Source organism: Bacillus cereus group sp. BfR-BA-01381 (assembly GCF_022663555.1).
In the GTDB taxonomy this organism is placed as follows: Bacteria; Bacillota; Bacilli; order Bacillales; family Bacillaceae_G; genus Bacillus_A; species Bacillus_A pacificus.
Map to the genome: position 1 here is coordinate 1 of NZ_JAKUFR010000071.1, position 26,552 is coordinate 26,552.

Consider the following 26,552-nt stretch of genomic DNA (forward strand, 5'->3'; position numbering starts at 1 on the left):
GAAGAATCATTAAAAAATTAATTTATTTGTACTCACAAGACTTTTCGTTGAAGCACCGATACTAGCCTTAGTTATGTTCGTATTGTTTCTCGCCATATTATCTGTGACTATCATATAGTTCGTCATTGTAATATAGATTCAAAAACGAGAATTTCCTTTTATACTATTACTTTGTTACAGTAACAAAGGATGTAGTATACAATTGAATCCCATCAGTGTTTGCTGCTCTATACTATCGCTCACTGTGTACACTGACTTATTTGAAATGAAGAGGCTATAAGACTTACCAGTCCTTACCATACTGCCAATTTTATATTTGTACAGGAATCTAATTGAATCCGTTCCCAAAGGAGTAGTCAATTTTGATACCCTAATACTTACACCTCCTGCATATTTTACTAAAATTACAGTAATTATGGGTTATGGTTCTAACTTTGTTGTATTTATAGAATTTTTTCAATTACACAGAAAACCACAATCCCGATTGTTTATGACTTCAATATCGTTAATCTTAAGACCCTTAAAGTTAAAAACAAGAGGTATCCTCAATTTATCTCGTAAAAACTCAACAAAGCCGATAACCTACTTATAAAATAGTAAGCTATCGACTTTATACACGTTTTTTTATTGAATTATAATCCTATAATCTTCCGTAACCTAAGAAAGGCTTTTGGTTGTAAGAGCTATCTACGCTACCGTAAGTAACACCTGTTGATTCATCAGCAGCATGAATCATTTGACCGCCGCCAAAGTAAATACCAACGTGAGATACGCCTGCTCTATACCATACCTTGTAACCCCTGGTTTCGCTTCAGATAGGCTAATTCTTTGTACAGAGTTCCATAAACCTCTAGTATCTTGACTAAACGTAAGAGATTAAACCATTGCAGTCAAATCCACCGTTTGAAATCGACGCACTACCCCATACATATTTCAGACCTACTAAACCTTTAGCGTTTGAGACAACATCTTGTCTACCGTTATTGTCATTTTGTACTTCTATAGCTGGTATTTCTTTTTTCTCTTCTTTTTTCTTAGTCGCTTCTTCCATCATTGTTTGCTGGAGCTACTGGTTGAGCCTGAGCTGGCTGAGCAGCTTGTTCTGCTTGTTTTTGAGCAGCAACTTCTTGCGCAGCTTTTTCTTGTGCTTCTTTTTCAGCAATTTGAATAATAATTGGATAGCTTTTCAAACAAAATATTACGCCGCTTTAGGAGCTTTACTTTCATGTCCACGTTGAACGATGAACAAGAAGATTGTTGATAAAATAGCACCTGTTAATAGTAAGATGAAACAACCATCCCAGCCAGAACGATCAACAATAACACCAATTGCTGCGTTTGCTACAAGACTTCCGCCTACGTAACCGAACAGACCACACATACCAACTGTCGTACCTACTGCAAATTTCGGTACTAATTCCATCGCACTTAAACCGATTAAGAACTGTGGTACATAAATTAAACAACCGATAATAGAAACTGCAATACTTATAACAAGTATGCTAGTTGCTTGCCAGTACACAAACGTACCAATAACAACTCCGACCATACTAAAGATACATAATGGCATACGTTTTCCTTTAAATAATTTATCACTTAAAAGACCAACGATTAATGAACTTGGAATTGCCATACCTTCAAAGATTGTGTACGCTGCGTGTGCTTCATTTTTTGAGAACCCTTTAACTGTCGTTAAATACAGTGGAACCCAGTTAATAACACCGAAGCGAATTAAATACACAAATGCATTTGCAATACATAAGAACCATACAAACTTATTTTTCACTACATACTTCATTAAAATTTCTTTTGGTGACATCTTGTTAGCATTGTCTGCTTTTTCAAGATTTTCATAGTCATTACGATACTCATCAATTGGAGGAAGACCTTCTGATTCCGGTGTATCCTTCGCATTAATCCAAACAAGAACTGCAATTACCATTGCGATAATCGCTGGGAAAATAAACACGCCGCCTTGCCAATGATTTTCACCAAAAATACCTACACCAATTCCGACAAGTGGTGGTACAAGCATTCCACCAACGTTATGTGAAATATTCCAAAGACCTGTTTTCGTACCACGTTCTTTCTTCGAAAACCATTTCGTCATAACGATACTACAAGGAGGTGCTCCCATACCTTGTACAATACCATTCACAACAAGTAATGTAACGATCATCCCAAATGAAGATGCAAAACCGAAACAAATATTTACAAGCCCTGATAAGAATAAACCGACCGCGATAAAGCGCTGGGCGAAAGCTTTATCTGATAAATTCCCCATAAAGAACTTACTAAACCCATAAACAATTGCCATTACTGAACCTAGTAGACCAATTTCAGCTGTACTAAATCCAAATTCTTCTACTAAATATGTGCTTGATAACGTAAAGTTACTACGAACTAAATAATAAGCAGCATATCCAACTGAAATTCCGATTAACACACGAATACGTAGTAATCGATATACACGGTCGATCATATCCGCAGGCAATCTTTCAATTGCAGGTGCTGGCTTGAGCCATTTAAACATATTCTTTCGTCTCCTTTTCTCACTTCTGAGAGAGACGTTGTCTATTCCATATCTCGATTATTCCGCTATTTGATATATGTTGGTTCGTTCTTCTAACCGGCTGTCCTTCTATTTCTTTCTCGTTCTTCGCAAACATCGTTGGCACGCCAAACGAAACCTTTTCTAAAATGTGACCCGCTTCTTCTGATAAACAATAATCAATAAATAAATCCGCAATAATACCATTCGGTGCACGCTTTAGTTTCGAAATCGCATTAACAGATAACCCTGTTTGCTCAGGTACGATACTTACAACTGGAAAGCCTTGTTTTTGAAGCATTCTTTGATCTCCCATGAAGTTGATGCCTATCATATATTCACCACTCGCAACAAGCTCTACTGGCATGTAACCATTCACCGTTACTTCACCAACTTGCCCTGCAAAGTTCTTAACATATTCTTTCGCTTCCTCTTCACCTACAGTATCAATAAGTGATTGAAAAAACGTATAGGCTGTTCCTGAAACATTTGGATCTGGCATAACAATCTTTCCCTTATATACTGGATTTAATAAATCTTGCCACCTTGATGGATAAGGAAGTCCGAGCGGGGCTAATTCTTCGTTCCACCGCTCTTTATTGATCGCAATTGCCAGCTTCTCTACTTCATAACCGTACCAATAACCGTCTTTATCTTTAACAGTTTTTGAAATACGGTTCGCATGCTGACTCGTAACAGGAATAGATAGATTTTTTTGCTTCATCATTTGATGCGCGTCTACCGTACCGCCAATAATAATATCCGCTTTCGGATTTCCAGCTTCCTCTTCTACCCTCCGAAGAAGCTCTTCTGTCGAAAGACGAATAAATTCATACGTACAGCCGCGTGGTTTACAAAATGATGAAAGCAACGCTTCCCCAACTTCCTCGCGAGCCGCTACATACGCAACTAGATGACGATCATTCAAAATAGGAAGACCACTTTTATTGTATTTAATAGAGGTTGTATCTCGAGAGCAACTAGACATCGCTCCTCCAATTACTAGCAAAAAGAAGAAAAAGGCTATCTTTCTCATGACACATTCTCCTTTACAAATACATTTGCGAGGGAGCTTTTCATATACATGACATTCCCATTATTATCACCGAGATATTGCACAACAAAGTACGATGGATACACAGAAATAGTAAGAATGTCTTCACGCTCATTCTTTATACGCTTACCAGTTTTATAAGCGGTAATATAAGCGATCGGTTCATTCTGTGATTGTAATAACTTCTGGATTTCTCCGTAATCTGTAATTTGCTTTGCGTACCGAATCGAATCAAGTATGTGCGTAAGATTCACCGCACGTTCTACACCACCTTGGCGTACTATGACATCCTGTGCTGACGCAAAAAAATCATGAATACGTTCTGGTGTGTAATACAGGCTTAACAAATACGTTTGCAATGCTGAAATCATTGGATCCGTACCATTCTTTCCGTACATATCAGCCCCGTACTGGAACAAGTCACCTACTGCAAAAGTACGTTTCTGTCCATTCAAGTACGTTACTTCTCCAGTAAATACTTGTTCTTGATTCTTAGCTTCACTCGGATTGATTTGAATTCGGTCAAAAAATGAAACAATCGTATGCAAACGAACTTCATCCGTTATAACAATTTCTCCCCACTTTTCATGCCTAACCTTCATTTCAGTAGGCAGGGATTCATTCACTCTTTGTAAAACAGCTTGTTTGTCATTCACGATTGTGATCCGATTATATATTTGCTTCTCCATCACATAAAACAAAATAAGAGAAACGATTATACAAAGGACAAACATAAGAATTTGAAATGATAGCCTTTTCATTTCTGCCTACCTCCAAGATAAAAAAACGTTGTTTCGAAAATACCGCATAATTGTTTCATAAATGTATCATTTAACCGCTTTCAAGTTTTTTATGTCTTCCATCCGTCTCGGAAGTAAGAATGTAATAAATATTGTAGTACCAACCTCTTCACTACTCTCAATTCGCATACTTCCGCCCTGCTTATTCATAATCTCCTGACAAATATACAAACCATACCCATTCCCGTAACTAGAAGAAAGTACCTTCCCTTCTGGCGATTCATTCCACTCTGCCAGCACACCTTCATCTATACCAATGCCATCATCATGAACAAACACCTTCGCCTCACGTTCATTTAAAATGACATTCATACGAATTTGCGTAGCATCGCTATATTTTATCGTATTATCTAGCACATTTAAGAAGATCTGTTTCGTCTTATCGAAATCGGCAACAACATATACATCTGTTAACTCATTAATAACTTCAATCTCAAATTTCTGCAAGCGAGGTTTCACAATTGAAACTGCTTCTTCGGCTAACTCCTTTATATTCACAACTGTAGGTGATATTTCAAACGTACTCGTCCCGTACTTTGAAGACTTAAGTAATTCCTCTACAAGTGATAATAAACGCTCACTTTCTACAGCTACATAGCGCAAGCTCTCCTGTACATCTTCCTTCGCCTTTAACTTCGGAATTAAATCCACATAGCCAATAATCGCCGTTAGCGGTGTTTTTAGCTCATGCGTAATACGGTCTAAAAAATCTTTCTGCTTCTCTTTCTCTTCCTTCAATTGCTTAATATGTAGTTCAATCCCATCAGCCATCGCATTAAAAGACGCTGAAAGCTGCGCAATTTCCACATATTCATTTAACTCAATCTTACTTTTATAATCACCATTCGCAAGCCGGTGCGCCATTTGTCTTAACTGATCAATCGGCTTATGAAGAGACTTTGCCAAACGAATTGCAAAGAAAATACCTGCAGCTACGAGGCAAAGAGACGTCATTAAAAACGTCCAACCAACATTTGTTAAAACTTCCTTTTCACCCGTTAACTCATTTATAAAACGAACACTGCCAATGACATCGTTTCCATAATAAACCGGGCTTGAAAACAAAAGAATTGGAGCTGGGTCTCCCTCTTCAAACACATAAGATTTCTTCCCCTTCAAGGAACTCTCAATATCAATATTCCGGTGAAGAAGCGCTCCCTTTTGCGTATCCGCCACAACATCCCCATTCTTCCCGATCATCTGTACACGGACATCCATGCGCTTTGCTAAATACGAAGCAATTAAAAGTGAATTAGGACCGAGCGTCTCCACCTCTGCTTCCTTCTCTAAATAATTCATCGTATAAATTTGTGCTTCTACACTTAACTTTTCTAAAGAATTTGCCGCGTTATGATACATATTCTTTTCTAACGTAATATAAACAACTGCGTACAAAAGAACAAATATCGGGATTAACAGTCCAACGATTCCAAACACCATATTTCTTTTTAAAGACATACCATCACCACTTAACAATCCAATTTATAACCAACGCCATAAATTGTCTTAATATATTCTCCGCTATTCCCGAGCTTCTTCCGCAATCTTTGCACCATAATATCAACCGCTCTCGTATTTCCGATATACTCAAATCCCCATACTTTCTCAAGTAACTCATCTCTCATAAATACACGCTGCGGATTGGAAACAAACAACTGACATAAATTAAACTCTCGGTACGTTAACTGAATCTCTTGCCCACTCACATGCACTTTTCTTTCCTTAGGACAAATCGTTATCTCTCCCGCCCCGATTACCTCATGGCTTACCGTTACCTCCTTCTTCTTCACGCGCCGCGTCATATTCTTGACCCGAAGAATAAGCTCCGCATAATTAAATGGCTTCGTCACATAATCATCTGCACCAAGCTGCAAGCCAAGCAATTTATCATTCATCTGACTCTTCGCAGTTAACATGAGCACTGGAATATCCCGATCCTTCTCCCGGAACAAACGAAGCAACTCATACCCATCTGTATCTGGAAGCATAACATCCAAAATCAAAACATCCGGTCCTTCATTCCATCTCTCTAAAGCTTCTCTCCCGTCAGCCGCCGTAAGCACTTCATATCCTTCCATCTCAAGCTGCATCCGAATCAAATTACGAATACTCGACTCATCATCCACTACAAGTATTTTCATTGTTCTCCTCCTTCCATCCTGTATTATAGTACAGTTTAGTATAGCAAAAATCATACAAAAAAAGAGAGGGTATTGTCGAACATATGTTGAACGACAATACCCTCTCCTTCACTTATTAGTCTTACTTATCATACCCATTAGGTTTCTTCTGATGCCAATTCCAAGCATGCTCAATGATTGTCTTCACATTTACATACTGTGGATCCCAACCTAACTTCTCTTTTGCTTTCTGAGAAGAAGCAACTAAACGTGCTGGATCTCCCGCACGACGCGGCGCTACTTCAGCAGGAATTTCATGATTTGTAACTTCACGAACTGCATCAACGATTTCTTTTACACTGAAACCATTACCATTTCCTAAGTTATAGAAATCACTCTCTCCGCCGTTCTGCAAGTCTTTAAGACCTAAGAAGTGAGCTGCCACTAAATCTTCAACATGAATATAATCACGGATACAAGTACCATCTGGTGTATGATAGTCATCACCAAACATCATAATCTTCTCACGTTGACCTAACGCCACTTGCAATACAAGAGGAATTAAATGCGTCTCTGGACGGTGATCTTCCCCAATAATACCATTTGGAGTTGCACCAGCCACGTTAAAGTATCTGAAAATCTTATAACGTAAATTAGAAGCTTGGCTATACCAATGAAGCATCTTCTCGATTGCTAACTTCGTCTCTCCATACGTATTCGTTGGATTTGTCATCGTTTCCTCAGTAATAAGGTCTACATCTACCTCACCATACGTCGCCGCAGTAGAAGAGAAAATAAACTTATCTACCTTAAACTCATCCATTACCTCTAATAAACAAAGTGCACCATACACGTTATTATTATAATATTGCAGAGGCTTCTCCATACTAACTCCAACTAAAGAATCAGCTGCAAAGTGCATAACTGCCTCAATATTTTCTTGTGTAAACACATCTCTTAAAAATGCTTTATCACGAAGGTCGCCATTATAAAACTTCGCACCTTCCGTAATTGCATCCTCATGACCCGTTTGTAAGTTATCTACTACTACTACAGATAAACCTTCGTCTATTAATTTTTTCACAGCGTGAGAACCGATATAACCAGCTCCGCCGCAAATTAGGATTGAACTCATTGTCTTCCTCCTACTATATATTAGGATTTCTTATTCACTCTCTTATTATAAAAGGTATACGATTGCTCGTATACCTTTTGTGTACCTTTATTACTTAGCAACGAAATAATCCGTTACATATTGTGCCCAAACTTCGTGGCCTTTAGCACTTGGGAAACCGAATTCTTCTGTTAAATATGGCAAGATAGCCTTTGTTGATGCATCAGGCCATGCTCCCCAATGATCCACATATGTATAACCATTTTGCGTCGCAAATTGCTTTAACGCCTCAATTGCCTTCGGATAATTCTTCGCACCATATACTGGGTTTGATGGTTGAATCATAATTGTAGCACCCTTTGCACTAGTAGAAAGTGCTTGTACAAATTTTTGCGTACTTGCTACAGAGTTTCCATTACCAGTTTTACCATTGTCAGTAATAAATGGTGGTTCAAATAAAATCACATCTGGCTTTTCTTTCGCAATCTCTTTATCACGTTTATTTGCGATTAACTCGTCTGTGCTTTCGCCCTTATATTCCTTTACCGTCACATTCCATAAACCTTTACCATAAGAAGCATCTAGGTTAGCCGTTAACTTAGCTGCCCAAGCATCTTTTGCAGATGAAGAAGCTTCATCCCCAACAATAACAAGATTTACTGCCTTTTTATCCTCAGCAGCTTTCTTTAACTTCTCTTTCACTTCATCTGGTAAATTCTTCGCATATGCTTCATTAAAAGATGATTTCGCATCTTGTTTCTTCTCTGATTTCTTCGTTCCACTATCTTTAACTTCAGACTTCGTTTTCGTTACTTCACTCGTTTGTCCTGTTGCATTCGCAACCTTCTTATTCCAGTATAATTTACCGCTCACAACCGAAGCGACAAACAATACAAAAATAACTAGGACAAGTACTGCTTTCTTATTCATCGATTCACCTCATCTATTATTCTCACAACATATAATACTAATATAAATTCAGGCAAAAATAAACCCAACTCCTACCAAAGGAGTTGGGTTATTACATATTACTTAGTCACTTCAAGATGCGCTCTTAACTTATTCGTTAGATCTTGTTTCGCTGCATCTGGAACGTAGTAGTACCAAATACCATCAGCGGCTTTGTGACCGTCACCTGGGATTTGAATATCCTCACTATTTTTCAAGCAATCTTTATAATTCTTTTGCATATCAAACATTTGATCTTGTGTTAAGTTTGTCTTCACATTCTTTTGAATCGCTGTTAACACATCACCATAGCTTGATAAAGAAGAGAAGCTTGCACCCTTCTTAATAACGGCTTGCATTACTTGACGTTGACGCATTTGTCGACCGAAGTCGCCCCGTGGGTCTTCCTTACGCATACGTGTGTATGCTAGGGCTTGGTCACCAGTTAAGTGGATATTCCCTTTTTGGAAGTGCTTTCCTTCCAAAGAAAACTCTAAATCATTATTTACATCTACACCGCCTACTGCATCGACAATATCCTTAAACCCTTCCATATTCACTTCAATATAATAGTTAATAGGTACATTTAAGAACTTTTCTACAGTTGCGACAGACATATCTACTCCACCAAATGCATAAGCGTGGTTAATTTTATCACTTTTTCCTTTTCCAACGATTTCTGTATATGTATCACGAGGGATACTTACTGTTTTCATTGAATTATTTTTAGGATTTAAAGTGATAACCATTAAAGAATCTGAACGCCCTTTATCTTCACCACGTTCATCTGCTCCTAATAATAAGATTGATACTGGTTCAGATTTATTGATTTTTTCTTCTTGTTTATTACCTTCATCACGCTTTAATGGTTTATGAACTTCATCTAATGTTTTTGAGACTTTGGAATATACATTATAGGCGTATACTCCGCCACCTATAATCATTACTCCTATAATCCCTAGTATCCATAATAGGATTTTCTTTTTCATAGTTTTAACCTTCTTTCTTCAGGTACTACTATCAAGTAATTATGATATCAAAATACATTATACATGTAATTGAATTTTGAAGCTAAACTATATTTGACAACCGGATGAAATTTCCACCACCCTTACAAAAACTTTCTAGTTAATAATTTTTTGGTAACCATTTTTATTATTTGATTGCCATCTCCAAGAATCTGCACACATCTCTTCTAATCCACGGATTGCCTCCCAGCCTAATTCACGCTTTGCTTTCGATGCATCCGCAAAACATATTGCCACATCACCAGGACGACGTTCTGTAATTTTATAAGGAACTTTTTTTCCTGAGACCTTTTCAAATGATTCAACCATTTCCAATACACTATAACCAGTACCTGTACCGAGATTGTATGCATCTATCCCAGTAGTGCCAAGTACCTTTTCAAGCGCCTTTACATGACCATTTGCTAAATCTACAACATGTATGTAATCACGGATTCCTGTTCCATCTTTCGTTGGATAGTCGTTTCCAAATACACTCAATTCTTTTAGCTTACCTACTGCCACTTGTGTTACATATGGCATTAAGTTATTTGGAATTCCATTTGGATCTTCTCCGATTCTTCCACTTTTATGTGCACCAAATGGATTGAAATAGCGAAGTAACGCAATACTCCATTCCTCATCTGCAAATGCTACATCACGCATCATCTGTTCAATCATTAATTTTGTTTGACCATATGGATTTGTTGCACTTAATGAAAATTCTTCCGTAATTGGTGATGTTTCTGGAATACCATATACTGTTGCAGATGAACTAAAAATCATCTTCTTCACATTACGTTTTTGCATTACTTCAAATAATACTAATGTACTAATAATATTGTTATGATAATATGTTAATGGCTTTTCTACCGATTCCCCTACAGCCTTCAGGCCCGCAAAATGAATCACAGCTTCAATTGTATTTTCTTCAAAAATTTTATGTAGTGCCTCGTAATTTACAAGATCCTCTTTATAAAACTTAAATTGCTTTCCCGTTATCTCTTTTACTCGGTTGATAGACTCCACTGAACTATTTGATAAATTATCTACTACAACAATTTCATAACCATTATTCAGTAATTCTACGCATGTATGACTACCAATATATCCTGCCCCGCCTGTTACAAGTACTGCCATAATCCCAAACCTCCAGTTACTACATACCCTTATAATACGCATATAAAAATTAACCTAGCTATATAATTTAAATTAGCTAGGTTAATAAAACAACTTATTAATTCACAAAAAATATCCTTACAGATTCTCATCCCCGTAATTTATTTTTATAATTATAAAGAAACTTTTTCACGAACTACAGCTGGTCTTCCTACTGAATAGTAGTCTACATTAAATTTCTTCACGTATTCTAACCCATGGCAATTACGTCCATCAAAAATAATAGGTTGTTTCATTAACTTGATATACTGTTCAATAGGGAATTCCTTTATATCCTCCCACTCAGTTACAATAATTGTTACGTCGGCGTTTTTAACTGCTCCTTCAACAGAAGATGCATATTGAACCTCATTAGGTAATATTTTCTTTGCATTTTCAGTAGCAATTGGATCATAAGCTACGACCTTTGCACCTATTTTTACTAAATCATTTGCAATAACAATAGATGCTGCTTCTCTCATATCATCAGTATTTGGTTTAAAAGCTAAACCAAGCATTGCCACTTGTTTTCCTTCCATATCACCTAATACATTTTTTATCTTTTCAACGAGTGATACCTGCTGATTATTATTTACTGTAATAACTGATTTTAACAAATCAAAATCATGCTCTACATTACCAGCAATTTGTATTAAAGCATGTGTATCTTTTGGAAAACAAGAACCACCATATCCAATACCCGCTTTTAAAAATTGTGTACCAATTCTTTTATCTAATCCCATACCATTAGCTACGTGCTCTACATCCGCACCTAACTTTTCACAAATATTAGCAATTTCATTAATAAAACTAATTTTTGTAGCCAAGAAAGCATTTGCTGCATATTTAATCATTTCTGAACTTCTAATTGTTGTTTTAAAAACAGGAACATTAAAAGGTTTATTCACTTCTTCCATAACATCGGCAGTTTTGGTATCATCAGCCCCAATAACTATACGATCTCCATAAAAACTATCATGAATTGCAGAACCCTCTCTTAAAAATTCCGGATTCGATACCATACTAATTTTTACATTTGCTTTTAAATTTTGCTGAATTAAATTTTTAACATGATCATTTGTGCCAACTGGAACTGTACTTTTAATTACTACAATCGAATCTTTTTTTAGATTATTAGCAATATCTAGAGCAACTTGCTCAATATATTGTAAATTAGCTGAACCATCTGTTTGCTGAGGCGTACCCACTGCTATATAAATGACATCTGCTTCGTCAATTCCTTGGCGACAATCCGTTGTAAATAACAATCTATTTTCTTTAATATTTTTACTCATTAAGTCATCTAAACCAGGTTCATATATTGGTGAAATTCCTGCCTTCATTCTGGCAACTTTACTTTCATCAATATCAATACAAGTCACGCGGTGCCCAATATCTGATAAACAAACCCCCGTTACTAATCCTACATAACCTGTACCAAAAATAGCAATATTCATTTTTATCCTCCTCAATTATGAACAATAAAAAAAGCCCTAAAAAAAGGGCTTTTAAAACTTATTTAATAAAATGTTTTACAACTCCATTTAAGGCATAATTTACAAAACACCATGCAGATTTCGGGATACTTAACCCCTCAATTTCTCTATATAATTTCCAGTTCATTTTAGCCATTTTAAATTTTTTACTAGATATAGAATTTTCAACTTTTCTATATTTAGATAAAACTTCATCCAAACCATAGGCACAATGACCTTGTTTTAAGATTTTCAACCATGTTGCAGTATCTTGACGAGTCCTAATGTTAGGCATTTGCACTTTCCCTAACTTTTCGATATCCAACATAACCGTTAAACAGCCGATTATTGTATTTTTTAATAACCCATTATAATTAATTTTTTCGGGCACATGTACAACTTTATCAGTAAGAATACCGTCTTGATTCATAATTTGATAACTCGTAAATGAAAAAGCTACATCATTATTCTGCATAAAAGCCAATTGTTTTTCTAGTTTTTCTGGTAGCCATAGATCATCGCTATCTAAAAAAGCTATATACCTCCCTTTTGCATTATTAATGCCTGTGTTCCTTGCTATGGCCGCACCGCCATTTTCTTGTAATTCTATCAGGCGAATACGGTCATCTTTCTTAATTTCTGCCTTTATTAATTCACAAGTATTATCTGTTGATACATCATCTACAATAATAATTTCCCAATTTGTGTAGGTTTGGGATTGAACTGATTGAAGTGTATCTTTAATAAAGGAACCCGCATTATATGATGGTATTATTACTGATATCATTGCTTCTTCTTTAAAAGTTATATTATTTATTTCACTCATTTTTATCTTTCCCCCTTAGACTGAATCAATATATTCATTTAGCCAATAAAGATTAATTAGTCGAAAAGGTACTTTAGTCTCTTTAAATCTTAAAGTTGAAAGCTTACCATATATTGAAAAATCTTTTCCAAATAATCCATTTGCATATTCGATTGATGATTCTAACAATGCCCTTAATTCATAATCTAATAATTCATGGTGGTTTTCATAGACCATTGATTTCCCAATTTTCATTTTTCCTTTGGTGGAAATATAACTCAACACAAACATTCCTAAAAAAATCTTTCTAATATTAGGATAGTATTTACTGATTTTTTGATATTTTAAAGGAACTTTTTGAGTCGGAATAGAAAATGCCTCTGCAAATAATTCTTCAGCTGCCTTAGTATATAAATATCTATCTTTTCTTAATTCATATGGAAGGGTATTAAAAAATAGACAATACTCCTTAGAGGCAAACGGCCTAATAATAGTTGTTTCCTGCTCAATAGGAGAAAAAACATTTGAAATTAATGAAAATTGCCTATCTACGTTATGAACATATTCATCGAAATGACAAGGTAAATTCACTTCACAACAGTCATCCATAATTTCATTTAAATCTCCTTCGAACTCCTCTTTTTCTATATTATCCATAGAACCCCATAACGTATGTTTTTTCACTTTACTCATAAACATTTGCAAAGCTTTCTCTTTAGTTATAGAATAATCATTTGCAAATATCGGTTGACTATCTCCAGCATACACATCTCCCATAAATCCATGGATTAGATAGTTAGGTTTTAGGTTGTTAGCCCTTAAAATAGAATAAAGATGACAATGCATAGCGCTACTTAAACCACCTGTATATTTAACCACATCTTCTCCATAATCTAGATAGTAAGAATTTTTCAACTCCTTATACTCTAACGCAATATCTAATTTTTTAGATACCTCTTTTGCTATAGTAACTTCATTAGAATGCTTCGGTCCAAATACCAAACTTCTAAATTCCAATTGTTCACATTGGGCCAAGCATGCTAAGAGCCTAGAATCTAGTCCTCCACTTAAAGGAACCAAAACATCTTGATTATTCAATGTTTTTTTATATGGAGCTAACAGGGTTTTTAAAATTTTTTTAGCCTGTTCTAAGTACTCTTCTTCACTTTTTTCATAGCCATCCTGATTAAATGGTAAAACCCATACATTCTCGCGCTTTATCTTTCCGCTATTCAAGTCTATACTGATTTCCTCACCAGCTATAATCTTGTAGATATCTTTAAATAAGGTCCTACGTCTTAATGGATTGTCTAAAATAGCTGATTGATAAAAACCAACATTATCAATTTCTATTTTTTCACCCATAGCCTTTAGCTTTTTCAATACATTTTCTAGGTTAGAATCCATTAAGAAAATATTTTTTTTACCATTAACATAAAAAAACAAAGGAAACTCACCATACCAACTACTTTTAATACGGATTTTCTTATTATTAAAATCCAGTTGAATATACTGTGAATCTGGTTTGACTTTCTCTTCAAATTTCTCTCCATACTTAAATGTTTTATAGAAATGGCTATTAATAGGAACTAAAATTGTTTCATTACAAGAAATATTCAAGTGCGAATTAAATTCTTCTTTAGTCCATTCTACCAACAAATTTTTCATCAAGGCTTTCTCACTCCAACACACTATTTTATATACAACATTGCTTCTCTTAAAGCCTGAAAATATGATGCAAAAGGTTTTTCTATTCTTTTAAACTTCTTTATAAAAAACATACTTAAAATTACAACCGCTATTGGAAGATTAAACATTCGCCGGAATAGTGGACCTTTACTTGCAAATTCCTTTGTAGAAATCGTATTTTTTCCAGTTAATTTACTTTTCCTATGGTAAACTATAATTTCGGGTTTATAAGAAATTGTATATCCTTTTTTCACTAATTCGGATATTAATAAATTTTCTTCTCCTGATGGATACTTAGCCCCCAATCCAAATTGCTCATCAAAAATAAGATCTGCTTTATCAACTTTTTCTAAATCTATAAAAATTTCTATCGAGGAAATCTTCATAGTGGCACGTTTCTTTAAAAATGCTACTTCATGTTTATCATATACTTTAAAATATTCTTTTGCTTGAGGATCATATATTTGAAAACAAACTAAATCTGATATTTTTGTATAAGAAAGATTTACTACCCTCTCAAAAGCAGAACTCGGATACCAACAATCATCATCAGAAAAAGTAACAATTCCATTCTCTACGTACTCTAATCCCTTATTTCTTGCATAAGATAAACCTTTTTTCTTTAATTTTACATGCTCATATTCAAATTTGTAATTAGATAATAGCTCTCCAATTTCTATATGATTTCCTTGAGATACAGTAATTACTTTTATATTCTTATAAGTTTGTTTTTCTAAGCTATCAAATAGTCTACTAATATATTCAACCCTATTACCTAAAGTCGGAACAATTATATTAATTAGTTTCGTGCATTCCAAATCTCACCATTCCCTTTTATGCTTCATTAGAGATTTCCCATAAACTTTTATATTGCTGACGTACAACTTGCCAAGTACTATTTTGAGCAATTGACACACAAATAGGTTTTAAATCCTCGCAAACTTGAGGATTATCTAATAAACTATTAATTTTTTGGGATAATTCCTCATTTGTATTCACAATAAAATTTTCCATTTCAGTGTTTTTCAGCAAATAATTCATTTGAACATCTTTACTAACTATAGCCGGTGTGCCCATAGCTAAAGCCTCTAGAGGTGCTAATCCGAAGGTTTCATATACGCTGTTTTGTATATAAAAATCCGAATAATAATAAGCACTTATCAAATCTTCTTGATTTAAATTTCCTACATATATTATCTTTTGAGAATCTATCATATTCATTACCTTTTCGTGGACATTTCCTGCAGGACCAGCGATTACAAGTATAAAATCATTTCTTTGTATATTATTTATAACCTCAACTAATTGCACAATTCCTTTATATTTAAAAGTTCCACAAGCAGTAAATATAACTTTTTTATTAGGATTAACAGATAAAATTTTCTCGAAATAATTATACTTTGGTTTTCTATTCAATATATCTTTCGAAACACCATTTGGAATAACTTTCAATTTCCTTTTAGGTATTTTATAATCCATCAAAACCATTTCTTTGAGTCCTTCTGACACACATATAATTTTATCCGCAAGTTTTAAAGTGATAAACTCTACAATCCGATACGTCTGTTTACTATTAGCAAAGTGTAAGTTTTCTCTTGACGCTAAACCATTTGCAGTATAGAAAATATTCTTTCTTAATATTTTTCCTATTATAATTAACAATGCGTTTGAACGTGTAAAACCAAAGATGTGCAAAGTTTTTATTTCCCTATGAAATATTTTTTTAATCCCATCCCTTAGATCCTTATTTCCTATAACTAATACCTTTTCGGTATCAATATCCTTTACAATATTATTAAAAACCACTTGGGGACCAGACATCTGTTCTTCTAAGTCTTTTACTTTAGCCCCTATTACTAGAACCTTTGGCAACAGAATCTCTCCCCTTCTCTCTATCAGTTAAATAACTTCCTAATTTTAAAGTAGCAAATATAAAGAAAAACCATAAAAAATTCAAATAATTATTTCTTAACAAAGAAAACTCTGTAATCTGGTGAATTAATATCGCTATTACTAATGCGATATTTCCGGAATACATGAGCCATTGATCTTTATCCTTCAAATTATTTTTATGTTTCTGAAATTTTTGAATTAGCATCCAAAGTGTATAGCATATAAAAAATAAAAATATACCTAATCCAATAATTCCTATTTCGGCAGTAATACCCAAATATAAACTATGGGCATGATTAACCCCAACGTTCATTCCTCTTAAAAGCTCTTGACTAGAATTAAATCCTATACCAAAAAAGAAATTATTTGAAATAACCTCAATAAGTAAATCCCACGCTTTTCCCCTACCCGCTAAATCTAGGCTAAATCTTTGATTACTTCCATTCAATACTAAAGCTGCTATTATCCCTACAAAAACAGCTATAATTAAGGATATCCTCATAAATTTCCAAATAACCCTTCTTAATCCATTCATCCCTTTACTATTATTTAACCAAAAGAGAAGAAATAAGAAGATACCAAACGCGAGTATTCCTGTCCTTGAATACGTTAAAATTAGCGCGTAAAATTGAATTAAGAATACTACTATAAAAAACGATACTTTTATTGATTGTCTAAGAAATAAAAGCAGGGTAACTGCTAATGAAATTAATAGTATATACGATAAAATATTAGGATTTCCCGTAATAGATGAAAACCTTGCTGTCGATCCTGAATAGTAAATCGCTTGCTCTATTTTAACACCAACGAAATTTATATAGTTAAAAGAATATTCATCATTAAACCACACTGTTGAACCAAACGTCTTAATAAATATCATTACAATCGATAAAAAACATCCTACTAGCATCTGTATTCTATAACTGGTAATTAACGTTTTTTCAATGGTCTGATCTATATTAATAATATAAGCTATTGTAAATATAGGACCAAAAATTATAAGTGCCCTCCATAAAGTTTCAAATTGGATATCACTCCAAAAACTTGAAACTGAACAATATAATGCCAATACATATAGGCAACCCATTGATTGTAAATATTCTTTTGTAAAGGTCACTTTTTTATAACTATAGAACTTATATGCTCCAAGAATAAATATAAGCAAAAAATTGGCATAGTAATTATACGGTGCCTTTACTAAGGATTGCATATTATTTATTACCGGTACATATAAAATAAATAGCGAGACCAATATTATAAAAATGGAGTTATAAACATAAGTTTTTGTATCGTTTTCCCCTTCAATTTCAAGTTCTTTCCGTTTCATAATTTAACCTCTACCTCTAATGATTTTTCCTAATCTATATTTCAAAATATTTGGCAAACGCCTCATCAATATAAACAGTATTTTCGGATTTAGGCATATACCTTTGGCCATACCCAGAATATCTTTTTCTTCTATTTTTTCTATAAAACTATAATATATATTTAAATCAGAAAGTCTCTCTTCTCTTTTCTGTAATTGATATAATAATTGCTTATTTGATTGAAACTTTTTACACTGTAACAATTTCCTATTCGCTTGTAATAATTGTTCACTTCTTTTTGACTTTTGTTTTGTAAGCGAGTTTTCTCTTTGTCTATAAAAATATAATGGTTTGTTGTAAAAATAACATTTATTAGATTCGCACAACACATCCAAATAAAATACATAATCTTCACCAAAAGTTAATTTCTCATCAAATTTTATTTTCCTTCCTTCTAATAACTCTCTTTTTATCATTGGCTGCATCCCCAAATCTAGTTCTACTAATAATTCCGGGGTAATATTTGATATAGATTGCATCCGTTCATTATAATTTTGGGCTTGTGACGAATAGGGATGTTCATGTCCATCATATATAAAGAAAATATCATCAAATACCATATCCGCATCGTTACCTCTAGCAAAATTAAGTAGTTCTTTGATCCTTTCTTTATCCCACCAATCATCTCCATCTAAAAAGGCTATCCAATGCCCCGTTGCTTTGGAAATCCCAAAATTCCTAGAATAAGCAGGCCCTTTATTAGATTCATTTTTATATAATTTAATCCGTTTATCTTTAAGAGATTGAACTATACTTACTGTTTTATCCTGCGATCCATCATCAATCACTATAATCTCTAATAGATTGAAACTCTGATTTAATACTGAATTTAATGCTTTTTCTATATATTTTTCAACATTATAGGTAGGAATTATTATCGATATTTCAGGAACATGCATTTATATCCTCCTCTACATCATAAAATTCTTTTTTGAATGATTTTTTTGATTATATCCCTTTCTGATAAAAGAATGATCAGAAAAATAAAGTAACTAATCGATAATGAAATAAATATATTAATATCATCTAGAAATATCTTATTTATAATACATAAAAAACTTAAAATTAACGCACTTTTAAAACTTCCTTTAAAGACGGTCAATACGCCTTGTTTATTAGTGATTATTAAACCTATTAATAGTACTAGCTCTGTTAAAACAGCTGCTATTCCGGCCCCTAAACTACCATATTCCCTCCCTAAGTAGGAGTATGCAAAAATACTTACCCCAAAACTAATTATTAATAAAATAGATCTATATTTCTGTAAACCCCGAGTTGTTAAACTATCAGCTAGAGGAAAATTAATTGATTGAATAAAAACAATAATAGATAATATATACATTGTTTCCGAAATCCCAATCCATTGTTTTCCTAACAGAAAAACTGTAATTTCTCTTGGAAATAGTAATATGGGAAGAATCATAATAGCAGCTAATAAAGTCATTAACTTAATTTCTATACCTATTACCTCTTGATGTTTTTTAAATTCTTTTTTATCAATAAGCTTAAACAATACTGGATAAAAAGCTGCTGCTACAATACCTGGAATTTGATACAGAACCGATGGAATACGTAATGCAGCATTAAAATATCCAACTTCCTTCAAATTAGATACTTTTTCTAAAATAATTGGTCCTACTAAAGGCATCAATATTGTTAAAAAAGCCACTAATGTAAAAGCACCTAACCCATTTAAAATGGAGTTATCTAATCCCTTGCGAATTTTTATTTTATTAATGACAAAAGAAAGACTGATAATACCTCCTAAAATACTACATAATCCATAAGTTAAAGCGACCATTTTGATACTATATTCACAATAAACACCTATAAGAAGACCTATTACGGAAATAAAACCTGCTATAGTTCTTATGATTGCTGTATATTTCATTTTTTCAACTGTTTGATAGTATACAGCTCCTATATTTTGCAATGCGGCACCAAATATTGTGGGAATTACCATTAAAAAAATTACATCTTTCATTTCTCTTTGGCTATACATAAAATTCACTAAAACATAAACAATAATAGAAGACAGTATACAAATAAATAACCTTATTATTAAGTAACTATTCAGCAGTTTAGATATATCTTTTTCGACTTTAGTTCCTTCTCTAATAAAAGTGTGAGTTAAACCTAAATCTGTCATCGAACTTGCAAAAGTAGAGAATACTAAGGCGATACTTAAAATGCCATATTGTTCTGCACCAAGATATCTAGCTATTACAATTGCTGAGATAGCAGTTAACATACGTACCATTACATTCCCTACAAATAAAAATGAAGCGTTTTTAATAATTAATCGTAAGTTCATCCTAATACCATCCTAAATTTCTAAGGTATATTATCTAGCACCATCACCTGTGCATACTACTTTTATAGTTTTTAATATAATTTTCAAATCCAATAATAAGCTAGAATTATTAATATAATATATATCTAGAAGCAATTTTTCTCTCGGTGTAATTTCGTATCCACCATTTACTTGTGCCCACCCTGTCAATCCAGGCTTTACTTTTAACCTTTCTTTAAATCCAGGTATTTCTTTTTCGAATTTTTCTGTAAAAACAGGTCTTTCTGGTCTTGGTCCTACAAGAGACATCTCGCCTTTTAAAATATTAAATAATTGCGGTAACTCGTCGATTCTTGTTTTACGAATGAATAATCCTATTCTTGTAACACGTGGGTCATTCTTTTCTGCCCATTTTGCTCCATTTTTCTCTGCATCATTCCTCATCGAACGTAGTTTTATCACTTTAAATCTCTTCCCATTAAGCCCCAATCTTTCTTGCAGATAAAAAGGGGAACCTGAAGATTCTAAAACAATAAGTAAGCTAAATATTAATATTACAGGCCACAATATAATTAATCCCATTAAAGCAAATGTAACATCTAAAAAGTATTTACTTCCCAAGTATATTTTAGGGCGATTGTTTTCTACCCGGACACTTTGAACCCCTGATTTAATTTGATACTCCCTCGCTACATTTTCACCAGTCTTCATATTCCCTCTCCCTTATAATTATTCAATTGTTTCTTTATATACTAATCCACTCATATATCTTATTAATTCCTCTTTTAACTCTTCATGTTGTAATGCCATTTCAATCGTAGTCTTAATAAAACCAAACTTCTCCCCAACATCGTAACGAGTTCCTTCAAAGTCGTAAGCAAATACACGTTGAATTTCATTTAAACGTTGAATTGCATCTGTTAACTGAATCTCTCCACCCGCACCTGTTTGTTGATTCTCAAGAAACATAAAGATTTCTGGTGTTAATACGTAACGACCCATAATTGCTAAATTAGATGGTGCTGTCCCTTGAGCTGGTTTCTCCACAAATTGGCGCACTTGATAACGACGGTCATTTTGTTCAACTGGATCGATAATACCGTATCGATGTGTTTCGTTTTCTGGCACTGTTTGTACACCGATAACTGACGACTGTGTACCTTCATATTGATCCATTAATTGACATAAACATGGTGTTTCAGCTTGTACAATATCATCACCCAGTAATACCGCAAATGGTTCATTTCCAATAAACTTACGTGCACACCATACTGCATGTCCTAAACCTTTTGGTTCCTTTTGTCTTATGTAATGAATGTTAATTCTTGAAGAAGCTTGTACCTTTTCAAGCATTTCATATTTTCCTTTTTCTAAAAGGTTTTGTTCTAATTCAAAGGAATGATCAAAATGATCTTCAATCGCACGTTTTCCTTTTCCTGTAACAATAATAATATCTTCAATTCCTGATTCTATCGCTTCTTCTATTATGTATTGAATTGTCGGTTTATCAACGATTGGCAACATTTCTTTCGGCATTGCTTTCGTCGCTGGTAAAAATCTTGTTCCAAGACCGGCTGCTGGAATAATCGCTTTCCTTACTTTTTTCAATTGTATCCCTCCTATATCCTTTTATTTATATGTAACAATAACAAAAACTCTACCTATAGAGTCATATTTATAACTCCATAGGTAGAGTTTCTATTAGAAATAAATTATGGGCATCCAACCCACCCTCACGCCATACTCCCGACGACAAGCGTCTAAGGTAGGTTGAAATGTAATTTCTACCCACAGCACGACCGAGTGCCTCCGTTGATAACGGTTAGGAGACATCACCAGTTCTTTATTTAAAAGATACCGAATAATTTCTTACGACGGATTTGTTCTGGATCTTCCTTATAAATTGCTTTCCCACTAATGATTAAATACGGATTTTCTTTTAAGTCGCTCATAACATTCATTCCAAATTCCTTTTCAATTAACTCGTAGCTTTCTGCTAGATAAAATCCTCTTGAAGTTGTGTTATGCGCATCTGATGCAACCATATGGGTTAAATTATGTTCCACAAGCTGCATTGAAAACTTTTTAATTTTTTTACCGAATTTACCTAGTAAACTCCCTGCCGTCACTTGTGTTAATACACCTTTATTGACGAGGTTATATAACTTATCTGGCCGCTCGATTAACTCGGCATTACGTTCGGGATGAACGATAATTGGGATCATTCCTTTTACACGTAGTTCATAAAATAGTTGTTCTGCATATCGAGGTACATGATTAGATGGAAATTCAATGAATATGTATTTGTTTGTTTCATTTAAAGTAACGATTTTACTCGCTTCATAGTCTTCTAGTAAATCACCGTATAACCTGACTTCTTGTCCTGGTAAAATGGTAAGTGGAATATTATGTTGTTGTAGTGCATCATTTAGTTGTTTTACTTGATGAATAATTGAGGTACGTTCATTTATATATTTTCCATTTTGATGGTGTGGTGTTGCGACAATTGTATGTATTCCTTCTGACACAGCTTGTTGTGCCATTACTAAACTATCTGTTTCTGTCTGTGCACCGTCATCGATACCAGGTAAAATGTGACAATGTAAATCAATCATTTATGTCATCCTCCCTCTCTCATAGTAATCTTTTTCCTCTTGAATATGAGACATCTCATATTCAAGAGGAAAAAGGAGATATGATAAAAACATATCTCACTTTGAAATTAGTTTGTACCATAGTAATAATATAAGCCTTGTTCACGTTCACGATCATTCAGAACAACACCTAACAACTTACCTTTAGCCGACTCCAATAATCCTTTTGCCTTTACAGCTGTTTCTTTTTCTGTCGATTCACTACGAACAACAAGAATAGACGCATCACATACATTCGCCATAATTTGTGCATCAGTTACAGCTAAAATTGGTGGTAAGTCAAAGATAACTAAATCATAAAGGCTATATGCTTGTGCAAGTAGTTCTTGCATTGATTTTGACCCTAATAATTCTGCAGGATTGGGCGGGATTGGACCACAAGCTAAAAAGTGCAAATTATCAACTGATGTCGTTTGTACACATTTCTCCAAGCGTTCACTATGCGTTAGTACGTTCGTCAATCCGAAAATATTATCTACTTGAAACATTTGATGCATTGCTGGTTTACGCATATCTGCATCAATTAATAATACTTTCTTTCCTTGTTGCGCAAACACTACTGCCATATTCGCTGTCGTCGTTGTTTTCCCTTCACTCGGGTTCGCAGACGTTACCATTAATGAATGTAAATTCGTATCAACAGCTGCAAATTCGACATTCGTTCGAATATTACGATACTGTTCTGAAATTGGTGATTTCGGTTGTTGATGAGCAATTAATTGACGACGTTGACGATGATTTTTTTTCTTTTTAAATAAATTAAGAGCCAATTGTTTGTCCCCTCACTTTTCTTGATGATGGAGCGTGTGATTTCACGTTCGTTGTTTCTTCATCCATACGAGCTACAATACCTAACACCGGTAAACCAAGTAAGTTTTCCACATCTTCTTCTTTTTTCACTGTGTTATCTAAATATTCTAGTAAGAATGCAAGACCAACTGCAGCCATTAAACCAACAACGAAAGCAATTGCTACATTCAGCATTGGACGTGGTTTAATTGGAGATTGATTTTCTGCAACTTCTGCTTTAGATAGTACTGTTACGTTATCCACGTTCATAATTTTTGCAACTTCACCTTTAAATACATCCGCAGTTGCATTTGCAATATCACGAGCTAGCTTTGGATCTTTATCCTCAGCTGTAACAGAAATAACTTGTGAATCTTTTTCATTCGCAACATTAATCTTTCCTGTTAACGCTTGCGCTGTCGTATTTAAATTTAATTTTTCATTCACTTGATCTAAGATTACTGGACTTTTAATAATAACCTTATATGTATTCGTTAATTGAATATTCGTTTGAATCTCACCAGCTTGGAACATTGTTCCATCTTGCTTCTTCTGATTAACAAGAATTTGCGTCGAAGATTGATAGATTGGTGTCATAAAGAAGAAGCTAATGATAGCACTTACTAGAGCGGCACCAAAGGCGATTACGAGGATCATTGCTAAACGTTTTTTTAAAATATGAAATAACTCTTTCAAACTAATTGTTTCTTCCATAAGTTCCTCCAACTTTCTAAATTTTACACATAACAAAAATTATAACATATAATCTTACATTTTTTTATTTTAGTAATATCTATGTACGATTGTTATTTAAAAACATATATAATCTTACAAAATAATCTTAAATATGACAACACATTCCATCAATTTGCCAAAAATTCCATTATATCATGTTTTTTGTATAATACGATACTTAATTTTAAAATAATTCAAAAAAGCTAGCAAAAAAATTACTAGCTTTAAAAAATACTATTTCATACATTATTTTCTAATAATATCCATATTGTTCCTGTTCTTCTCTTTTATCGTTTAATATAACACCAAGTAGTTTTCCGGATGCTTTATCTAATATTTGTTTTGCTTTTATTAGTTTATCTTTTTCTGTTTTTTCACTGCGTGCTACTAATATAACTCCATCACATTTATTAGCGAGTATTTGTGCATCTGTAACGGCCAATACAGGTGGTGTATCAATCAGAACGATATCAAACATGTTATATGCCTCTAGAAGTAATTCGTCCATTTTACGATACCCAAGTAGCTCTGCTGGGTTTGGTGGGATTGGACCCGCTGACATAACATATACGTTCTCTATGTCTGTTTTTTGAATACATTGCACAAATGATGCTTGTCCTGATAATAAATTCGTTAATCCATTTGGATTATGTGCAGCGAATAAATTTTGCAATGTCGGTTTACGTAAGTCAGCTCCAATTAACAATACTTTTTTCCCTTGTTGCCCAAAAACAACTGCTAGATTAGAAATGGTCGTTGTTTTCCCATCACCTGGATCTGCTGAAGTGACAATGATAGAACGAATATGGTTATCTACAGATGTAAATTCAATATTTGTACGGATATTACGGTATTGTTCCGCAATGCGTGATTTAGGCTCTTTATTTGTAATTAATTGTCTTAATGGCTTTCTTTTCTTTCTCCCGAACATGTTATGGTCTCCTTTTTCAGAATACGTCATTTTCCCCTTTTTCTCTTTTATGCTCGATATGCTACGCCAATTTTTCATTTACTTCTACCGTTAAATTTCTCCATTACTTTCCTCTACAATTCATCATAACGAATCAGAATAACCTTTGTCTTATCCCACACCTTCTATAATGTGACAACAACATCTCTATTTTCATCGCACTATCATTTATCTTAATTTCAAGATATTTATAGCGTCATTATATACAAACTTCCATTCATTTACAATAAAAATTCTGATTAATCTGCATTTTAATATTTCGAACAAAAAAGAGGAATTAAAAAAATCCTTCTGCATTTCACAGAAGGATTTTTTATTACTCTCTATTCTTTTTTATCACCAATCGCAAATGTAATTTCAGCTTCACATGCAACTTCACCATCTACTGTTGCGATTGCTTTTCCTTTTCCGATTGGACCACGTACACGCGTCATTTCTACTTCTAGACGAAGTTGATCACCTGGACGTACTTGTTTTTTGAAACGACAATTGTCGATACCTGCGAAGAAAGCAAGTCTTCCGCGGTTTTCTTCTTTCTTTAATACAGCAACTGCTCCAACTTGTGCTAATGCTTCTACAATAAGTACACCAGGCATAACTGCATAGTCAGGAAAGTGCCCGTTAAAGAATTCTTCGTTTGCGGATACATTTTTAATTCCAACTGCTCTTTTTCCTTCATCTACTTCTAATATTTTATCAACAAGTAAAAATGGATAGCGGTGAGGAATGATTTCTTTAATTTGTTCTATATTTAGCATATAACAATCGCCCCTTTTGTAATATTGGTCTTACCACTTGGACATATTGTTTATTATCCCATTTTGTTTATTGTTTGTCATTATAAAGTGAAACTTTAATATCTTTTCAGCTTTATATACAAAAAAATGCACACACTCTATTCCCTTAAAATAGTTGCATATACTTGCAACTGACACGGAGGTAGAAAAGAGTGTATGCCCAGATTAGGGAAAGGCAATATGTATTAAAACATGATTTGCCTTAATGTCGTATTCGACTCATTATATTATAAACGTTTTCAAATAAGGAAATATTAAATTTAACCATATATATGAATATTTTACCTATATTCTTCGTTTTTCTTTATTTTTCTTCTATTTTCTCAAAAAATC

At 33.8% G+C, this 26,552-nt stretch carries 24 protein-coding genes and 1 pseudogene; all 25 read right to left on the bottom strand.

From position 1 onward, the window contains the following. Nucleotides 1–640: 640 nt before the first annotated feature. Nucleotides 641–1,166 (bottom strand): annotated as a pseudogene (locus MR079_RS20925) (C40 family peptidase); the annotation flags it as partial. 32 nt (nucleotides 1,167–1,198) lie between these two features. Then, nucleotides 1,199–2,533, bottom strand: coding sequence for an MFS transporter (gene pgtP, locus MR079_RS20930; RefSeq protein WP_044791980.1), 1,335 nt, complete (start codon nucleotides 2,531–2,533; stop codon nucleotides 1,199–1,201). A gap of 19 nt (nucleotides 2,534–2,552) precedes the next feature. Then, nucleotides 2,553–3,587 (bottom strand): ABC transporter substrate-binding protein, encoded by a 1,035-nt coding sequence (locus MR079_RS20935; protein WP_001225632.1) that lies wholly within the window; start codon nucleotides 3,585–3,587, stop codon nucleotides 2,553–2,555. Next, entirely contained in the window at nucleotides 3,584–4,366 is a 783-nt protein-coding gene (locus MR079_RS20940; RefSeq protein ID WP_088325803.1) for a DUF3919 family protein, read from the bottom strand. Before MR079_RS20940 ends, MR079_RS20935 begins: the two co-directional genes overlap by 4 nt. A gap of 66 nt (nucleotides 4,367–4,432) precedes the next feature. Continuing rightward, on the bottom strand, nucleotides 4,433–5,863 hold the full coding sequence (locus MR079_RS20945; protein WP_242294561.1) for a HAMP domain-containing sensor histidine kinase: 1,431 nt from the start codon (nucleotides 5,861–5,863) through the stop codon (nucleotides 4,433–4,435). An 11-nt stretch (nucleotides 5,864–5,874) separates the two neighbouring features. After that, nucleotides 5,875–6,546 carry a response regulator transcription factor gene (locus tag MR079_RS20950; protein WP_000699577.1) on the bottom strand — a complete coding sequence of 224 codons (672 nt, stop codon included), beginning with the start codon at nucleotides 6,544–6,546 and terminating at the stop codon, nucleotides 5,875–5,877. 121 nt (nucleotides 6,547–6,667) lie between these two features. Next, nucleotides 6,668–7,660 carry a UDP-glucose 4-epimerase GalE gene (gene galE / locus MR079_RS20955; RefSeq protein WP_139868434.1) on the bottom strand — a complete coding sequence of 331 codons (993 nt, stop codon included), beginning with the start codon at nucleotides 7,658–7,660 and terminating at the stop codon, nucleotides 6,668–6,670. 90 nt (nucleotides 7,661–7,750) lie between these two features. Further along, nucleotides 7,751–8,569, bottom strand: a complete 819-nt coding sequence (locus tag MR079_RS20960) for an SGNH/GDSL hydrolase family protein (protein ID WP_139868436.1) — start codon at nucleotides 8,567–8,569, stop codon at nucleotides 7,751–7,753. Between the two features lie 98 nt (nucleotides 8,570–8,667). Next, nucleotides 8,668–9,576, bottom strand: coding sequence for a polyisoprenyl-teichoic acid--peptidoglycan teichoic acid transferase TagU (gene tagU / locus MR079_RS20965; protein WP_139868438.1), 909 nt, complete (start codon nucleotides 9,574–9,576; stop codon nucleotides 8,668–8,670). A gap of 135 nt (nucleotides 9,577–9,711) precedes the next feature. After that, nucleotides 9,712–10,734, bottom strand: a complete 1,023-nt coding sequence (gene galE, locus MR079_RS20970) for a UDP-glucose 4-epimerase GalE (protein WP_139868440.1) — start codon at nucleotides 10,732–10,734, stop codon at nucleotides 9,712–9,714. A 152-nt stretch (nucleotides 10,735–10,886) separates the two neighbouring features. Continuing rightward, nucleotides 10,887–12,209, bottom strand: a complete 1,323-nt coding sequence (locus MR079_RS20975) for a UDP-glucose dehydrogenase family protein (protein ID WP_139868442.1) — start codon at nucleotides 12,207–12,209, stop codon at nucleotides 10,887–10,889. Between the two features lie 58 nt (nucleotides 12,210–12,267). After that, nucleotides 12,268–13,053 (bottom strand): glycosyltransferase family 2 protein, encoded by a 786-nt coding sequence (locus MR079_RS20980; RefSeq protein WP_139868444.1) that lies wholly within the window; start codon nucleotides 13,051–13,053, stop codon nucleotides 12,268–12,270. A gap of 15 nt (nucleotides 13,054–13,068) precedes the next feature. After that, nucleotides 13,069–14,700, bottom strand: coding sequence for an asparagine synthase-related protein (locus MR079_RS20985; protein WP_139868446.1), 1,632 nt, complete (start codon nucleotides 14,698–14,700; stop codon nucleotides 13,069–13,071). A gap of 23 nt (nucleotides 14,701–14,723) precedes the next feature. Then, nucleotides 14,724–15,539 (bottom strand): glycosyltransferase family 2 protein, encoded by an 816-nt coding sequence (locus tag MR079_RS20990; RefSeq protein WP_139868448.1) that lies wholly within the window; start codon nucleotides 15,537–15,539, stop codon nucleotides 14,724–14,726. A gap of 16 nt (nucleotides 15,540–15,555) precedes the next feature. After that, nucleotides 15,556–16,593: a glycosyltransferase family 4 protein gene (locus MR079_RS20995; protein WP_139868450.1), complete on the bottom strand. Its 1,038-nt coding sequence runs from the start codon at nucleotides 16,591–16,593 to the stop codon at nucleotides 15,556–15,558. Further along, a complete protein-coding gene (locus MR079_RS21000) occupies nucleotides 16,565–17,941 on the bottom strand; it encodes an O-antigen ligase family protein (protein ID WP_139868452.1) in 1,377 nt (458 codons plus the stop codon). The genes MR079_RS20995 and MR079_RS21000 overlap by 29 nt, the downstream gene beginning before the upstream one ends. 3 nt (nucleotides 17,942–17,944) lie before the next feature. Then, entirely contained in the window at nucleotides 17,945–18,880 is a 936-nt protein-coding gene (locus MR079_RS21005; RefSeq protein WP_139868454.1) for a glycosyltransferase family 2 protein, read from the bottom strand. Nucleotides 18,881–18,897: 17 nt separating this feature from the next. Continuing rightward, on the bottom strand, nucleotides 18,898–20,295 hold the full coding sequence (locus MR079_RS21010) for an oligosaccharide flippase family protein (RefSeq protein ID WP_139868456.1): 1,398 nt from the start codon (nucleotides 20,293–20,295) through the stop codon (nucleotides 18,898–18,900). Between the two features lie 30 nt (nucleotides 20,296–20,325). After that, entirely contained in the window at nucleotides 20,326–20,985 is a 660-nt protein-coding gene (locus MR079_RS21015) for a sugar transferase (protein WP_139868458.1), read from the bottom strand. Nucleotides 20,986–21,003: 18 nt separating this feature from the next. Further along, nucleotides 21,004–21,882 carry a UTP--glucose-1-phosphate uridylyltransferase BpsC gene (bpsC, locus tag MR079_RS21020; protein WP_242294562.1) on the bottom strand — a complete coding sequence of 293 codons (879 nt, stop codon included), beginning with the start codon at nucleotides 21,880–21,882 and terminating at the stop codon, nucleotides 21,004–21,006. A 239-nt stretch (nucleotides 21,883–22,121) separates the two neighbouring features. Further along, a complete protein-coding gene (locus tag MR079_RS21025) occupies nucleotides 22,122–22,889 on the bottom strand; it encodes a tyrosine-protein phosphatase (RefSeq protein ID WP_139868462.1) in 768 nt (255 codons plus the stop codon). Between the two features lie 107 nt (nucleotides 22,890–22,996). Next, on the bottom strand, nucleotides 22,997–23,698 hold the full coding sequence (locus MR079_RS21030) for a CpsD/CapB family tyrosine-protein kinase (RefSeq protein WP_139868463.1): 702 nt from the start codon (nucleotides 23,696–23,698) through the stop codon (nucleotides 22,997–22,999). Beyond that, entirely contained in the window at nucleotides 23,688–24,431 is a 744-nt protein-coding gene (locus tag MR079_RS21035; protein ID WP_139868464.1) for a YveK family protein, read from the bottom strand. The genes MR079_RS21030 and MR079_RS21035 overlap by 11 nt, the downstream gene beginning before the upstream one ends. A gap of 274 nt (nucleotides 24,432–24,705) precedes the next feature. Further along, the gene (locus MR079_RS21040; RefSeq protein ID WP_088313634.1) at nucleotides 24,706–25,383 is read right to left on the bottom strand and encodes a CpsD/CapB family tyrosine-protein kinase; all 678 of its coding nucleotides are present in this window, start codon (nucleotides 25,381–25,383) and stop codon (nucleotides 24,706–24,708) included. A gap of 362 nt (nucleotides 25,384–25,745) precedes the next feature. Then, nucleotides 25,746–26,180: a 3-hydroxyacyl-ACP dehydratase FabZ gene (gene fabZ, locus MR079_RS21045; RefSeq protein ID WP_000931959.1), complete on the bottom strand. Its 435-nt coding sequence runs from the start codon at nucleotides 26,178–26,180 to the stop codon at nucleotides 25,746–25,748. Between the last annotated feature and the right edge of the window lie 372 nt (nucleotides 26,181–26,552).

What these genes read in the sequence shown, in the direction of transcription:
- pgtP (WP_044791980.1), bottom strand. Translation starts at nt 2,533, where the DNA reads ATGTTTAAATGGCTCAAGCCAGCACCTGCAATTGAAAGATTGCCTGCG.
- MR079_RS20935 (WP_001225632.1), bottom strand. Translation starts at nt 3,587, where the DNA reads ATGAGAAAGATAGCCTTTTTCTTCTTTTTGCTAGTAATTGGAGGAGCG.
- MR079_RS20940 (WP_088325803.1), bottom strand. Translation starts at nt 4,366, where the DNA reads ATGAAAAGGCTATCATTTCAAATTCTTATGTTTGTCCTTTGTATAATC.
- MR079_RS20945 (WP_242294561.1), bottom strand. Translation starts at nt 5,863, where the DNA reads ATGTCTTTAAAAAGAAATATGGTGTTTGGAATCGTTGGACTGTTAATC.
- MR079_RS20950 (WP_000699577.1), bottom strand. Translation starts at nt 6,546, where the DNA reads ATGAAAATACTTGTAGTGGATGATGAGTCGAGTATTCGTAATTTGATT.
- galE (WP_139868434.1), bottom strand. Translation starts at nt 7,660, where the DNA reads ATGAGTTCAATCCTAATTTGCGGCGGAGCTGGTTATATCGGTTCTCAC.
- MR079_RS20960 (WP_139868436.1), bottom strand. Translation starts at nt 8,569, where the DNA reads ATGAATAAGAAAGCAGTACTTGTCCTAGTTATTTTTGTATTGTTTGTC.
- tagU (WP_139868438.1), bottom strand. Translation starts at nt 9,576, where the DNA reads ATGAAAAAGAAAATCCTATTATGGATACTAGGGATTATAGGAGTAATG.
- galE (WP_139868440.1), bottom strand. Translation starts at nt 10,734, where the DNA reads ATGGCAGTACTTGTAACAGGCGGGGCAGGATATATTGGTAGTCATACA.
- MR079_RS20975 (WP_139868442.1), bottom strand. Translation starts at nt 12,209, where the DNA reads ATGAATATTGCTATTTTTGGTACAGGTTATGTAGGATTAGTAACGGGG.
- MR079_RS20980 (WP_139868444.1), bottom strand. Translation starts at nt 13,053, where the DNA reads ATGAGTGAAATAAATAATATAACTTTTAAAGAAGAAGCAATGATATCA.
- MR079_RS20985 (WP_139868446.1), bottom strand. Translation starts at nt 14,700, where the DNA reads ATGAAAAATTTGTTGGTAGAATGGACTAAAGAAGAATTTAATTCGCAC.
- MR079_RS21000 (WP_139868452.1), bottom strand. Translation starts at nt 17,941, where the DNA reads ATGAAACGGAAAGAACTTGAAATTGAAGGGGAAAACGATACAAAAACT.
- MR079_RS21005 (WP_139868454.1), bottom strand. Translation starts at nt 18,880, where the DNA reads ATGCATGTTCCTGAAATATCGATAATAATTCCTACCTATAATGTTGAA.
- MR079_RS21010 (WP_139868456.1), bottom strand. Translation starts at nt 20,295, where the DNA reads ATGAACTTACGATTAATTATTAAAAACGCTTCATTTTTATTTGTAGGG.
- MR079_RS21015 (WP_139868458.1), bottom strand. Translation starts at nt 20,985, where the DNA reads ATGAAGACTGGTGAAAATGTAGCGAGGGAGTATCAAATTAAATCAGGG.
- MR079_RS21025 (WP_139868462.1), bottom strand. Translation starts at nt 22,889, where the DNA reads ATGATTGATTTACATTGTCACATTTTACCTGGTATCGATGACGGTGCA.
- MR079_RS21035 (WP_139868464.1), bottom strand. Translation starts at nt 24,431, where the DNA reads ATGGAAGAAACAATTAGTTTGAAAGAGTTATTTCATATTTTAAAAAAA.
- MR079_RS21040 (WP_088313634.1), bottom strand. Translation starts at nt 25,383, where the DNA reads ATGTTCGGGAGAAAGAAAAGAAAGCCATTAAGACAATTAATTACAAAT.
- fabZ (WP_000931959.1), bottom strand. Translation starts at nt 26,180, where the DNA reads ATGCTAAATATAGAACAAATTAAAGAAATCATTCCTCACCGCTATCCA.